Origin of the sequence: Mycobacterium sp. (assembly GCF_046095365.1) — a bacterium.
In the GTDB taxonomy this organism is placed as follows: Bacteria; Actinomycetota; Actinomycetes; order Mycobacteriales; family Mycobacteriaceae; genus Mycobacterium.
Map to the genome: position 1 here is coordinate 1 of NZ_JBJTJF010000218.1, position 12,736 is coordinate 12,736.

Here is a 12,736-nt window from a genome sequence, read left to right on the forward strand (position 1 = left end):
GGTCAGCACGGCGAGCAACCAAAACTGTGAAGCGAGCAGCACGACGCGGTGCCCGAACCGATCGGTCGCGACACCGGCCGGGATGGCGAAGAGCAGGAACGGCAGGCTCAGCATCGTCTGCACCAGGCTGATGAGCACCGGGCTGTCGGTCAGCGACGTCATCGTCCACGAGACGCCGAGCAACAGCATCATCAGGCAGAGACTGAAGAACAGGTTAGCGCTGAGGAAATCCCGCAGGATCCGGAGCGGCGATGGCCACGCTGGTGTCGCACGCCCAACGGTCATTGTCGGACGTCGTCCTGCCACGGGGCATCGCCGGCACATGCCAAGACGGCGACGGACTCGGCCCCGGTGAGCACGGCTACAGTATGCCCCGGGTGGGGGCTCCGGGCCCTGTGCCCGAAACGATCCGAGCGTGTTTAGAGAACTTTTTTTTCGTAAATCGCTAGCAGCAGTTCAGCCTGCGCGTCAGTCAGTGCGCGGGCGAAGTGCGCCGCATTGATGGCGGTGGGCACATCGGTTTCGTCGCCTTCCTCGGCGTCACGGCAGTATTCACCCCAGGTGCGGTTCTTCGTGGTGAGGTGGCGGGGCAGCGTCATGGGCATCGCCGTGAATTCAGCGACAACCTCCTCGAATGTCATGTTCCCAAACATGAACGAATGCAGAACGTCCCGGGCTGATTTCGCCATGGCCGCGCCTACTCCCTACCAGTCGCCTTTTGATTCCACCAGCGTGGACTGGTCATCAATTTCGTTGTCATAAACCTTATAGCCGTCGAACAAAGTCTTGACCGCCTCGAAGACTTCGCGGTTTTTGCTGCGCCACGGCGCTCCTGGTGTGGGAAGGTTCTCACCGGCGGCTCCGCTGGGCAGGAACCGGCCGCCGTAACCCACACCCTGCGCGAAGGCGATCAGTCCGTTTGACCATCGAGTGCGCGCCTGCCTGATGCTTTTCTCGACGGTGACGTCGACAAAGACGGCGTTGATTTCGCGGTAGCCGGCTGCGCGCATTAACTTCACACGGCCATTAGCCACACTTGCCTTACTGCTCATGGTGATGTCCCAGACGACGTTCTTTTTTTCGCGGTAGGCGCGGATAGCAAGTTCGTATGCCATTTCGCTGGCTTCCGTATGGGCCAGCGGCGATAATTCCATCGGAGTCAGCTTCGGATCGAGATTCGGGATCATGTCTTTCTCGGCCATTTTCTCTTTGATCAAGTCAGGGTTGATCGTGAAATACTCTGACGGATCGACCTTGACGATATTTTCAAGAGTGTAGCTTTTGCCGGCTCCGCCCAGACCGCCGGAAATTATGCTTTTTCCGTTATTAGGGACGTTGGAGGCTGACTCATTCCAGATTTCTTCCATCAGCTCTAATTGCTGTTGCCGACGAACCGGATTCCACTTGCCATTGTTCTTATAGAGCGTCGCGGTGGAAGTTCCGTTTTCAAACCATTTCATCAGCACACGGTCGACGTAGTCGGCGCGCTCGGTGAAGTCATAAACAGGTTTGCCGTCGTTGTTTTTTGCGCCAGTGTCTTTGACGCCGAACAGCGATGTGACACCGTCGATCATGATGGACTGCCCGTGACGAGACAATTCGGGCGATATCGGTCGGTGATTCCAGCCAAGCACGCCGAAGGAGAGGATCAAGAAGATCGCTGCGCACCATGCAGCAGCACGAGCAATCTTGCGATTGGTCCCCATGACTCCAAGATTTCAACCAGCCTTTCGTTTGCGCAAGAGCGTGAAGTCCCGAGGGTTTGAAACCGCCGCCTATTCATGATCAAGTGGCTCGAAACGGCATGCGCCGAACACCGGACAACGGGGTCGCGGCCGCACTGGGTGCTCTATCGCCACATAGTGGGCCGATTGCCGCGGGAGGCCGACATGACCGAGACCCAGGTCGCGACCGAGACGGAGAGTGCGGCCACCCCAACGGCGTCGGGTGTCGGTCGAATCGTCGGGGGTCTGGCACTGTCCCTGTTGAGTTGTGTGCTCATCTGGGTGTCCTTCCCGGACCAGGGCGGGTTGTACCCGTTACTACTGGTGGCCTTCGTCCCGATGTACATCGCGCAATACCGGGTGCTGCCGCGCCGCTTGTCGGCACTGCCCATGTTCCTTGCAGCGTCCACGTACTGGTTCCCAATCTGGGTTACGGCGTGGGACCTGCTGCCCAGGCAGGAGTCGCTGACATACGTCGTATCTCTGCTCTTCGGTGCGATCTACGCCGTCATCGCGATCTTCGACCGGAAGTTCTCGGAGCGCACGCGTTACCGCTGGTTCATCGTGCAGGTCCCGCTGTGGTGGGTGGCCCTCGACACACTAACCCAGGAGAATCTATGGGCCGGCAGCAACGGATGGCTGGCCTACCGCTTCGCCGGCGCCACCCCGCTCATCCAGACCGTCAGCATCGTCAGCACCCCCGCATTGACGTTCCTCGCGCTGATGATCAACGCAACCGTCGCATTGCTGTTCCTGGCCTGGATCGACCGGAAGTGGCCACAACTGACCAGTGTCCCCGTGCCGGCGCGCACTCTGAAATGGTCGGTCCTCGTCGGAGTTACTGCCACGGCCGTCTGGGTGATCGTCAGTGTGCTCATCTACTCCAGCCTCAACAGTCGGCTCGCGCAGTCCCCGACGGTCAGGGTGTCGGCGATCCAACCCAGCCTCGAGTTCCTGTCCCCGACCGCTTTCTCCAAGACCCCGGCAGCGAATGAGGAAGAGGAGCAGCGCAGGGCAGGGCAGCGCGAAGAGTTCACCGCCATGACGCTGGAGGCGGTGGGGCGGGGTGCGGAGCTGGTGGTCTGGCCCGAGGAGGCGCTTAGCTACGATCCGCGCGGACCGCAGGGGCGTTGGGTGGCCGAGCTGGCGGACCGTACAAACGCGACGATCGTCACGGGCTTCATCGCGGACGAACCGGTGGCGTGGCCGGACCCTGCCGCACCGAACATGTCTGCGACCTTCGGCCCGGACGGGCAGGTGCTGGGGGTCACGTACAAGGTGCACCCGGTCCTGGCCGCCGGGGAGGGAGCCTGGGGCGGTACAACCCCGCAGATCTACCCCACGTTCGCGGCGCGCTTCGGGCAACTGGGCGTCATCGTCTGCTTCGACCACGACTTCCCGAACGGGTCGCCCCGACTGGTCACCCTGGGCGGCGCCCAGATCATCGCCAACCCGTCGTGGGACTGGAGCAGCATCTCCAGCATCCGCTGGCAGTCGGTGGTGTTCCGGTCCGTGGAGAACCGCGTGCCACTGGTCAAGGGAGAGGCGGGCTTCGACGCGACCATCACCGACGCCAACGGCAAGGTCATGGCCCTGAGTGACGTGAAGGAGAGTAACGGCAAGAAGGCCGTCCTCGTCGCCGACGTGCATCTCGGCACCCGGGACGCACCCTTCACGGTGCTCGGCGGAATCTGGCTGGGGGTGCTCGTTGTCCTCGCCACCATCGCGCGCTACATCTGGCAGTTCATGCTGTGGCGTAGGGGTAAGCGCGCGCCGGCCGACTCGGCGCAGGTGGTGGACCAGGACGTGGCTCCCGTCCGGTAGCCCGGCACGCGTTACCGGCGGCAGCGGCGGGCCCGGAGGTTGCTGCCGATGCCGGCCCCCGTTACCAAGGATTGGTACCCTGCTGAGTCGCCGAGCTGATCTCCTCGGCCTTGGTGTTCGTCACGGCGGCATTCGAGTCCGCGAGCGCGCGTCGTCGCCAAGCATGACTCAGCTCTCCGCCGCAGCCGACGAGTTGCTGGCGACCGAGCGCATCAGGACTGTCACCCAGGGCAACGGGGTGTACATCTCGCCACGAGCCCTGAACGCGGTTGAGGTGCGCTTGCAGGACACCTATCCGGAAGCAGATTGGGGGCGGGTCAGGCCCCATAGCGGCGGTGCCGTCGGCTGTAGTCGCGCAGCGCGCGCAGGAAGTCGACCCGGCGGAAGTCCGGCCAGTGTGCCTCGGTGAACCACATCTCCGAATACGCGCTCTGCCACAACAGGAAACCGCTCAGCCGCTGCTCCCCCGAGGTGCGGATCACCAGGTCGGGATCGGGTTGGCCGGAAGTGTAGAGATTCTCCGAGATGCCCTCGATCGTCACCGCCTCGATCATCTGCTCCGGGGTCGCCCCGTCGGCCACCTGCTTGCCCAGCAGCGACCGCACGGCGTCCACGATCTCCCGGCGTCCGCCGTAGCCGACGGCGACGTTGACGTGAAACGAGCCCGTCGGCGCCGAGGACGTGGCGGTGTCGACGGCGTCACGCACCCTGCGCGCCGGCTCCTCGCCGAGCAGCTCGAGGTCGCCCACCGTGCGCACGCTCCAGCGGTTGACCGGGGCGCAGATCTCCTCGACGACGTCGGTGATGATCTCGATCAGCGCCGCCAGCTCGTCGGGGTCGCGCTGCAGGTTCTCCGTCGAGAGCAGGTAGACCGTCGCCATCTCGATACCCGCCGCCGCACACCAGCGCAGCATCTCTGCGATCTTGGCCGCACCCATCCGGTAGCCGTAACTCACGTCACTGTAGCCGGCGTCACGCGCCCAGCGCCGGTTACCGTCGCACAGCACGGCGATATGCCGCGGAAGTGCGGATTTGGACCGGGCGACCTCCTGCCGCAACCGCATCTCGTAGACCCGGTAGGCCGGTTCCTTGAGGCGCGGCGGGATGATCTCCACGACCATCAAGACTACTGTGACGACCGAGGGGACAGGGGCGCTCTGACGTCCGGGAGGTAAGCATGACCACTGGTGCCGAGGTGAGCGATCCGCGCCAGCGCGGAGCGGTCGACAACGGCGAGGCCGAGGACTTCCCCGAAGCCGTCGTCGACGGGGTCAGCCAGTTCCTGGGCAAACCCAGGGCGCGCGGCTGGATCCACGTCTACGCCGCGGTCGTCGCCGCCATCGCGGGTGCGACCCTGGTGGCGGTGTCGTGGGCGCTGCAGGGCACCCGGGCCGGACTCGCCACCCTGATCTACACGCTGACGATCGTGGCGATGTTCGCCGTCAGCGGCACCTATCACCGGGTGAACTGGAAATCGCCCACCGCGCACAAGTGGATGAAGCGGCTGGACCACTCGATGATCTTCGTGTTCATCGCGGGCAGCTACACGCCCTTCGCGCTGCTGGCCCTGCCCGAGCACGACGGGTGGGTGCTGTTCTGGATCGTGTGGGGCGGGGCACTGGCCGGCGTGCTGCTCAAGATGTGCTGGCCGTCCGCGCCGCGCTGGCTCGGGGTGCCGCTCTACCTGCTGCTGGGTTGGGTTGCCGTGTGGTTCATGGGCCCGATCATGCACGGCGCCGGGGTGGCCGCTCTGGTGCTGCTCATCGTGGGCGGCGTGCTCTACAGCATCGGCGGCGTGCTCTACGCACTGAAGTGGCCCAACCCGTGGCCGACGACGTTCGGCCACCACGAGTTCTTCCACGCCTGCACGGCGGTGGCGGCAATCTGTCACTACGTCGCGATGTGGTTCGCGGTCTTCTGGTAGCTCCGGCGGGCGCTAAACCCGGGTGACGTCCGCAGGCGACCAGTAGGCCTTCATCGCGGCGACCTTGCCGTCGCCGTTGAACACCATGACGTCGATCGGTTCGATGCGCATCCGGCCCTCGCCGGCGCCGACGGTGATGGCGAACATGAACGCCGCCTCGTGCCCGGCCACCCGCAGCGCGTGCAACTGCGTCTCGCGCGGCAGGCTCTCGATGTTCGAGAAGAACCCGCGGATCGCCCGGCGGCCGATGTGCACCTCGCCGCCGACCGGGTCCTCCACGGTGGCGTCGTCGGCGAACAGCCCGGCGATCTCCTCGGCGGTGCCGCCGGCGACGAGATCCAGGTAGCGGTGAACGGTGGCGGCGATGTGTTCGGCGCTGAGCATGGCGCCGAGGCTACCCGCGCACCCCGAGCGCCTCGGCCAGTTCCGCGGCACCGGTGACGGGCAGGTCGCACACCCTCCCGCGGCAGACGTAGGCGGCGTCGGCGCCGCCTATCCGGTCCCGGCCGGCCAGCAGCGGCGCCGAGTCCACCGCGCCGCCGACGACGATCGTGCCGCCGGGGGCGATCCGGCGGGCCTCGGCCAGCAGTCCGGAGTCCGGGCCGGCGGTGGCGACCGCGACCTGCAGCGGCCCGCGCACCGCCGCCTCCGCGACGGCGAGCCAGTGGCCCGCCGAACGGGGGGCGCGCTCCAGCACCGGCGAATGGGCCAGCAGCGTCTCGGCGGCGGCCTCGGCGTACCTTCCCGCGCGGCCGGCGTCGACGAGGTGGGCCGCGGTCAGCAGCGCCTCGGCGATCGACGAGGCCCCCGACGGGGTCGCCCCGTCGATGGGGTCGGCGGGGCGCACCATCAGCACCTCGGCGTCGTCGGCGGTGTCGAACCAGCGACCGGGACGGTCGGGGTCGGCGAAGTGCCGCAACGCCGTGTCGATGAGCCCGGTGGCGTCGTCGAGCCGGCGCTGGTCGGCGGTCAGCTGGTACACCGCCAACAGCCCGGTGGCCAGCATGCCGTAGTCCTCCAGGACCGCTGCGGTGTCCCCGACCAGTCCGCCGAGACTGGCCCGGCGCAGCCGCCCGCCCACCAGATGGCTGTCGACGACGGCTCGCGCGCACCGTAGCGCCGCATCCAACAGACTCGGATCATCCAGCGCCACACTGGCTTCGGCCAGTGCGGTGACCGCCAGTCCGTTCCACGCGGTGACGACCTTGTCGTCACGGCACGGCTGCGGGCGGGCCGCCCGCTCTGTCAGCAGAGCCGCCCGCACCCGTTCGAAGCGGTGCCAGTCGCCGGGATCCGACGGCAACTGCAGCACCGAACTGCCGTGCTCGAAGGTGCCGGCGCCGGTGACGCCGAAAACCTCTGCGGCCCAGCCGCCGTCATCCTCGCCGAGCACATCGCGCAACTGGGCGGGCGTCCAGACATACGTCGAGCCCTCCACCCCGGCGGCATCGGCGTCCAGCGACGAGGTGAACACCGGACCGTCGGCGAGGTCGCGGAGCAGGAACGCCGCGGTCTCGGCGGCGACCCGCCGGGCAAGCGGGTCACCGGTGCGACGGGCCCAGTGCGCGTAGGCCCGTAGCAGCAGGGCGTTGTCGTAGAGCATCTTCTCGAAGTGCGGCACCACCCACTCGGCGTCGACGCTGTAGCGCGCGAAGCCACCGGCCAGTTGGTCGTATATCCCACCGCGCGCCATCGCGGTGCAGGTACGGCGCACGGTGCCCAACGGCACCGGGGAACCCGTGCGTTCATGACTGCGCAGCAGCCCCTCCAGCAGTGCCGACGGCGGGAACTTCGGCGCGCCGCCGAAGCCGCCCCGGGTGGTGTCCTCCTCGCCCAGCAACGCGGTCACGGCGTGGTCGCACAGGTCGGCTGACACCTCCGGCCCCCCGGCGGGCAGCCCCGAGGCCATCCGGCGCAGTTGCCCGGCGATGCGGTCGCTGGCCTGCTCGACCTCGTCGCGGCGCTCGCGCCACGTCTCGCCGACGGCCGCGAGCAGTTGCAGGAACTGCGGTTTCGGGTAGTAGGTGCCGCAGAAGAACGGCCGCCCGTCAGGGGTGAGGAAGCACGTCATCGGCCAGCCGCCCTGACCGGTCAGGGCCACCGTGGCGTTCATGTACACCGCATCGAGGTCGGGCCGCTCCTCCCGGTCGACCTTGATGCACACGAACTCGTTCATCGCGTCCGCGACGGTGCCGTCCTCGAAGGACTCGTGTGCCATCACATGGCACCAGTGGCAGGCGGCATAGCCGATCGACAACAGGATCGGCACGTCCCGGCGGGTCGCCTCGGCCAGCGATTCGGCGCTCCACTGCTTCCAGTGCACCGGGTTGTCGGCGTGCTGGCGCAGGTAGGGGCTGGTCGCCAGGGACAGTTCGTTACCCGCCGGACTCACCTCTGCGCTTCGGATCCGGGATCGGTTCGCCGACTTCGGCGGGTTGCTCGGCGGTGCTGTCGAAACTCTGCGGCAACCGCTTGAGGTGGCGGTTCATCGACAACGCCAGCAGCACCAGTCCGATCAGCAGCAGCACGACCACCAGCAGCCCGACCGGGCTGGCCTTGCCGAAGTCCGGGCCGGTGTTGGCCGGCCCCTCGGCCAGCAGGGTGATCAGCAGGTCGCTCATTCGTAGATCTCGATTCCGGCGAATAGGTCGTCTTCCGGCAGGACGGCCGGCACCCGGGAACGGGCCAGTTCGAACTCCTCGGTGGGCCAGAGCCGCTGCTGCCACTCTAACGGGGTGGCGAAGAAGAACCCGCCGGGGTCGATCTGGGTCGCGTGCGCCTTGAGCGCTTCGTCGCGCTGGCTGAAATAGGGCGCGCAATGCACCCGGGTCGTCACCCGGTTGGCCAACGCGTCGTGGTCGGGATCCCAGTTCTCCAGCCAGTGCGCGAAAGGGCCCTCCTGCCCGTTCTTGGCGAATTCGTCCTGCAACATCTGCATCCGCCGGCGCAGGAATCCGTGAATGTAGTAGAGCTTGCTGACCTCCCAGGCACGCCCGGCGTCCGGATGCGCCGCCGGGTCGGCCGCGGCTTCGAACGCGGCGACCGAAACCTGGTGGCAGCGAATGTGATCGGGGTGCGGGTAGCCGCCGTTCTCGTCGTAGGTGGTTATGACGTGCGGACGGAACTCGCGGATCAGCCGCACCAGCCTGCCGACCGGCTCCTCGATCGGCACCAGGGCGAAGCAGCCCTCCGGGAGCGGCGGCGGCGGGTCGCCCTCCGGCAGGCCGGAGTCGACGAAGCCGAGCCAGCGGTGCTCGACGCCGAGGATCTCCGCGGCCCGGGCCATCTCGTCGCGGCGGACGTCGGCGATGCGGCCGTGCACCTCGGGCAGGTCCATCGCCGGGTTGAGGATGTCCCCGCGTTCGCCGCCGGTCAGGGTGACAACCATGACACGGTGTCCCTCGTCGACGTAGCGCGCGCAGGTGGCAGCACCCTTGCTGGCCTCGTCGTCCGGGTGGGCGTGTATCGCCATCAACCGCCGTTCGGTCACGGAGGCAATAGTCCCATCCGCGGTGGGGGTGCCCGCAACAGAGCCTGCCGCCGGCAGGCACACTGCAGCCATGAGCGATGTGCCGGCCGAGCCGGCCCGGCCGCCGTCGCGGTACGGATCGGAGCCGATACCGTCGGACGCCCGGCGTTGGGTGGTCCGGGGTCTGGCAGCGCTGACGGTCCTGGCGACGCTGGCCATCGCCGTGGTGGCCTATCAGCGCTTCGAGGGCGTCGCGGTCGAGGGCAAGACGGCCGCCTTCGAGGTCCTCGACGACCAGACCGTGGAGGTCACGATCAGCGTGACCCGAAAGGATCCGGCCACGCCGGTGACGTGCATAGTCCGGGCCCGGGCGTACGACGGTGCCGAGACCGGCCGGCGCGAGGTCCTGGTCGGCCCCGCCGCCGAGCGCACGATTCAGATCACCACCACGGTCAAGTCCTACCGGCGCCCGGCCGTCGGCGACGTCTACGGGTGCGGCACCGTCGTGCCGCCCTACCTGACCGCGCCTTAGCTGACCAGCACCGGCGTCGCCCTGCCCGGTGCTATGCTGACGGTGAATACACGGTTCCTTCTGGGAGCCGTGTATTGCTTCATTGGCGGGTCGACTCGCTGCCGGGGGTGCCGACGCACGCGGGGCGACCGCACCTCCCGGAGGCGCCGCCCGCGGACACACGATTGAGGAGCACGATGACGATGACCGACAACCAGGTGGTCTGGCTGACGCAGGAGTCCTTTGACCGGCTCAAGTCCGAACTCGACCAGCTGATCGCGAACCGTCCGGTCATCGCCGCCGAGATCAACGACCGGCGTGAGGAGGGCGACCTGCGGGAGAACGGCGGCTACCACGCCGCCCGCGAGCAGCAGGGCCAGGAGGAGGCCCGCATCCGCCAGCTCCAGGAGCTGCTCAACACCGCCAAGGTCGGCGAGGCGCCCAAGCAGTCCGGTGTCGCGCTGCCCGGGTCGGTGGTGAAGGTCTACTACGACGGCGACAAGTCCGACACCGAGACGTTCCTGATCGCCACCCGCCAGGAGATCGTCAGCGACGGCAAGCTGGAGGTGTACTCGCCGAACTCCCCGCTGGGCGCCGCGCTGCTCAACGCCAAGGTGGGCGAGACCCGCACCTACACCGTGCCCAGCGGCAGCACCGTCAACGTCACCCTGGTCAGCGCAGAGCCCTACCACTCCTGACCCGGCCGTCATGGCGCGCATCGCCGAAGACCTGCTGCTGCAGCTCCTGGACAACCCCGACGCGCAGCCCCATCTGGACCGCTCGCGACTCGGGCGCGCGCTGGCCGGCGCTCTGATCCTCGACCTCGCCCTGGACTGCCGGGTCCGTCCGGGCCTGCCCGATGACCCGGTCCCCGCAGGCCGGCTGATCGCGCTGGCCGGCCCGGTGCCGCTCGACCCGGCGGTGCGGCCCACCCTGGCGATCCTGCAGCAGCAGCCGCTGAGTCCGGCGGCGGCCGTCGACCGGATCCGCAGGTACGCCGAGGACGAGGTCCTCGACCAGTTGCTGCGCACCGGACAGATCCACCAGGTCTCGCTGACCGAGCACCGGTTGCGGCGCAACCACTACCGTTGGCCGGTCAAAAACCGGGGCCGGGTCGCGGTCGCGCGGGCGGAGATCCTGGGCGCGCTGTTCGAGAACCGGCGGCCGACGCCGGTCGTCGCCGCGGTAATCAGTCTGCTGCTTGCCGTCGACGGCCTCGGCGCGGTGCTCAGCCTCAACCAGGCCGGGATCGACACGGTCGCCAACCGGGCCGGCGAGATCTCCGGCGGGGACTGGGTGGACGGTTCCGACACCGCCCAGGTCAACCTCGAACTGACCGCCAGGGCGGTCCTTCCGGTGCTGGGCTGACGGCTACCCCAGGGCCTGGCGCAGATCGGCGAGCAGGTCGGCGGGGTCCTCGATGCCGACGGACAGCCGCACCAGGTCGTCGGGCACCTCGAGCTGGGAGCCTGCCGTCGAGGCGTGGGTCATCGCCCCGGGCAGCTCGATCAGCGACTCGACGCCGCCGAGCGACTCGGCGAGGATGAATATCTCTGTGCGGGAACAGAATTCCCGTGCCGCCGGCAAACCACCCGCCATCCGGACCGACACCATGCCGCCGAAGGCCCGCATCTGCCGGGCCGCCACCGCATGGCCGGGATGGTCGGGCAGCCCGGGGTAGAGCACCCGGCTCACCGCCGGATGCCCGGCCAGGAACGCGGCGACCAGGGCCGCGTTGTCGCTGTGGCGGTGCATCCGCAGCTCGAGGGTCTTCAGGCCGCGCATGGCCAGGTAGGCGTCGAACGGCCCGGGCACCGCCCCGGCGCCGTTCTGCAGGAAGGCGAAACCGGCGTCGAGCTCCTCGCTGTTCGTCACCAGTGCCCCGCCCACGACGTCGGAGTGACCGCCGATGTACTTCGTCGTGGAGTGCAGCACGATGTCGGCGCCAAGGGTCAACGGCTGCTGCAGAGCCGGCGAGGCGAACGTGTTGTCCACCAACACGATCAGACCCGCTGCGTGGCCGATCTCGGAGATCGCGGCGATGTCGGCGATCGACAGCAGCGGGTTGGTCGGCGTCTCGATCCAGACCATCCGGGTGCGGCCGGTGACGGCCGCCCGGACGGCGTCGATGTCGGCCAGATGCACCGCGGTGTGCTCGACGCCCCACTCCCGGAACACCTTGTCGATCAGCCGGAACGTCCCACCGTAGGCGTCGTCGGGGATGACGATGTGATCGCCGGGACGAAGCACCGCGCGCAGGGCGCAGTCACTGGCCGCCATTCCGGAGGAGAACGCGCGGCCGAACCTGCCCGCCTCCACCGCGGCCAGGACGCGTTCCAGCGCCTCGCGGGTGGGGTTGCCGGTGCGGGCGTATTCGAATCCGCCGCGCAGTCCGCCCACGCCGTCCTGGGCGAAGGTGCTGCTGGCGTAGATCGGGGTGTTGACCGCCCCGGTAGCGGGGTCGGGGCGGTAGCCGGCGTGGATCGCGGTGGTGGCGAAGCCGAGCGGGCGCGGGGTGTCGGTCATCGCCGTGGATCTAGGCGTTCACCGGGGCCACCGGCCCGCCGGTGAGCCTGCGGTAGCAGAAGACCATGAACAGATAGGTCAGCGGCCAGGCCAGCACGGTCAGGACCAGGCAGAAACCGCCGATCGCCATGATCAGCGTGCTGATCAGCCAGGCCAGGAACACCGCACCGAAGTTGCGCCTGGCGAGGTCGACGGCGGCGCGGATGCCGGCGATCGCGGAGAGGTTGCGGTCCACGATCGCAACCGGATAGAGCAGCGTGAAGATCATCACAAGCACGCCCGGCACGATGCACAGCAGCAGTCCGATCCCGGCGAGCATGCCGACTGCCAGCGTCGCGGCCATCATGGGCGAGACGTTGCGGGGCCGCAGGAAAGAACCCACCGTCACCGGCCGGCCGTCGGCGATGTCCAGAACGCCCCCGATGTAGGCGCTCAGCGCCGCACCGACGAAAAGCAGTCCGATGCCGTATCCGAGGATCGCAACCGCGACACCGGCGTTGGTCAGGCTGGCGGTGGACGTCTCCACGACGCCGCTGGCGGTGTTGATCGCGGTGAGGGTCTCCGGTGAAACCGCTTCCAGCACAACGGCGAAGCCGACCGTGAGCAACAGGATGACCACGTTGATGATCAGCGCGGCCACCAGCAGCGGGACGGCGTTCCTGGCGAACTTCTGCCACGACCAGCTCAGCGCGTCTCCGACGCTGAGACGGTGCCCCGGCGGGGGCGGCGGCGGCGGGTAGGCACCCGGCGGCGGGAAG

Annotated in this window: 15 protein-coding genes; 5 read left to right on the top strand and 10 right to left on the bottom strand. The window is 68.0% G+C overall.

Annotated elements, in window-relative coordinates; genetic code table 11:
* The 3 genes from ACKOQ4_RS17060 to ACKOQ4_RS17070 form a co-directional block, all read right to left on the bottom strand.
* A partial coding sequence (locus ACKOQ4_RS17060; protein WP_526293774.1) for an MFS transporter occupies positions 1 to 324 on the bottom strand: 324 nt, incomplete at its 3' end.
* Between the two features lie 95 nt (positions 325 to 419).
* Positions 420 to 641, bottom strand: a complete 222-nt coding sequence (locus ACKOQ4_RS17065) for a hypothetical protein (RefSeq protein ID WP_526293775.1) — start codon at positions 639 to 641, stop codon at positions 420 to 422.
* 63 nt (positions 642 to 704) lie between these two features.
* Complete coding sequence (locus tag ACKOQ4_RS17070; RefSeq protein WP_526293776.1) at positions 705 to 1,706, bottom strand: zeta toxin family protein; 1,002 nt, start codon at positions 1,704 to 1,706, stop codon at positions 705 to 707.
* A gap of 183 nt (positions 1,707 to 1,889) precedes the next feature.
* Between ACKOQ4_RS17070 and ACKOQ4_RS17075 the strand changes: the two genes are divergently transcribed.
* Positions 1,890 to 3,548: a nitrilase-related carbon-nitrogen hydrolase gene (locus tag ACKOQ4_RS17075; RefSeq protein WP_526293777.1), complete on the top strand. Its 1,659-nt coding sequence runs from the start codon at positions 1,890 to 1,892 to the stop codon at positions 3,546 to 3,548.
* 317 nt (positions 3,549 to 3,865) lie between these two features.
* Here ACKOQ4_RS17075 and ACKOQ4_RS17080 read toward each other — a convergent pair whose 3' ends face one another.
* Positions 3,866 to 4,663: a (2Z,6E)-farnesyl diphosphate synthase gene (locus ACKOQ4_RS17080; RefSeq protein WP_526293787.1), complete on the bottom strand. Its 798-nt coding sequence runs from the start codon at positions 4,661 to 4,663 to the stop codon at positions 3,866 to 3,868.
* A 62-nt stretch (positions 4,664 to 4,725) separates the two neighbouring features.
* Between ACKOQ4_RS17080 and trhA the strand changes: the two genes are divergently transcribed.
* Entirely contained in the window at positions 4,726 to 5,472 is a 747-nt protein-coding gene (gene trhA / locus ACKOQ4_RS17085; RefSeq protein ID WP_526293778.1) for a PAQR family membrane homeostasis protein TrhA, read from the top strand.
* A 12-nt stretch (positions 5,473 to 5,484) separates the two neighbouring features.
* On the opposite strand, the gene ACKOQ4_RS17090 is transcribed toward trhA, so the two are convergent.
* The 4 genes from ACKOQ4_RS17090 to mca are packed head-to-tail and all read right to left on the bottom strand — an operon-like array spanning position 5,485 to position 8,962.
* The gene (locus ACKOQ4_RS17090) at positions 5,485 to 5,856 is read right to left on the bottom strand and encodes a nuclear transport factor 2 family protein (protein ID WP_526293779.1); all 372 of its coding nucleotides are present in this window, start codon (positions 5,854 to 5,856) and stop codon (positions 5,485 to 5,487) included.
* A 10-nt stretch (positions 5,857 to 5,866) separates the two neighbouring features.
* Positions 5,867 to 7,864 (bottom strand): thioredoxin domain-containing protein, encoded by a 1,998-nt coding sequence (locus ACKOQ4_RS17095; protein WP_526293780.1) that lies wholly within the window; start codon positions 7,862 to 7,864, stop codon positions 5,867 to 5,869.
* Positions 7,848 to 8,093 carry a hypothetical protein gene (locus ACKOQ4_RS17100; protein WP_526293781.1) on the bottom strand — a complete coding sequence of 82 codons (246 nt, stop codon included), beginning with the start codon at positions 8,091 to 8,093 and terminating at the stop codon, positions 7,848 to 7,850. The genes ACKOQ4_RS17095 and ACKOQ4_RS17100 overlap by 17 nt, the downstream gene beginning before the upstream one ends.
* A complete protein-coding gene (gene mca, locus ACKOQ4_RS17105; protein ID WP_526293782.1) occupies positions 8,090 to 8,962 on the bottom strand; it encodes a mycothiol conjugate amidase Mca in 873 nt (290 codons plus the stop codon). Before mca ends, ACKOQ4_RS17100 begins: the two co-directional genes overlap by 4 nt.
* A gap of 70 nt (positions 8,963 to 9,032) precedes the next feature.
* On the opposite strand from mca, the gene ACKOQ4_RS17110 reads away from it, so the two are divergent.
* From ACKOQ4_RS17110 to ACKOQ4_RS17120, 3 genes are all read left to right on the top strand, one after another.
* On the top strand, positions 9,033 to 9,473 hold the full coding sequence (locus tag ACKOQ4_RS17110) for a DUF4307 domain-containing protein (RefSeq protein WP_526293783.1): 441 nt from the start codon (positions 9,033 to 9,035) through the stop codon (positions 9,471 to 9,473).
* Between the two features lie 182 nt (positions 9,474 to 9,655).
* Positions 9,656 to 10,150 (top strand): transcription elongation factor GreA, encoded by a 495-nt coding sequence (gene greA, locus ACKOQ4_RS17115; protein WP_526293788.1) that lies wholly within the window; start codon positions 9,656 to 9,658, stop codon positions 10,148 to 10,150.
* Between the two features lie 10 nt (positions 10,151 to 10,160).
* Positions 10,161 to 10,820, top strand: a complete 660-nt coding sequence (locus ACKOQ4_RS17120; protein WP_526293784.1) for a GPP34 family phosphoprotein — start codon at positions 10,161 to 10,163, stop codon at positions 10,818 to 10,820.
* Positions 10,821 to 10,823: 3 nt separating this feature from the next.
* On the opposite strand, the gene ACKOQ4_RS17125 is transcribed toward ACKOQ4_RS17120, so the two are convergent.
* On the bottom strand, positions 10,824 to 11,978 hold the full coding sequence (locus ACKOQ4_RS17125) for a cystathionine gamma-synthase (protein WP_526293785.1): 1,155 nt from the start codon (positions 11,976 to 11,978) through the stop codon (positions 10,824 to 10,826).
* Between the two features lie 10 nt (positions 11,979 to 11,988).
* Positions 11,989 to 12,736: hypothetical protein (locus tag ACKOQ4_RS17130; RefSeq protein ID WP_526293786.1), on the bottom strand; the 748-nt coding region annotated here is incomplete at its 5' end.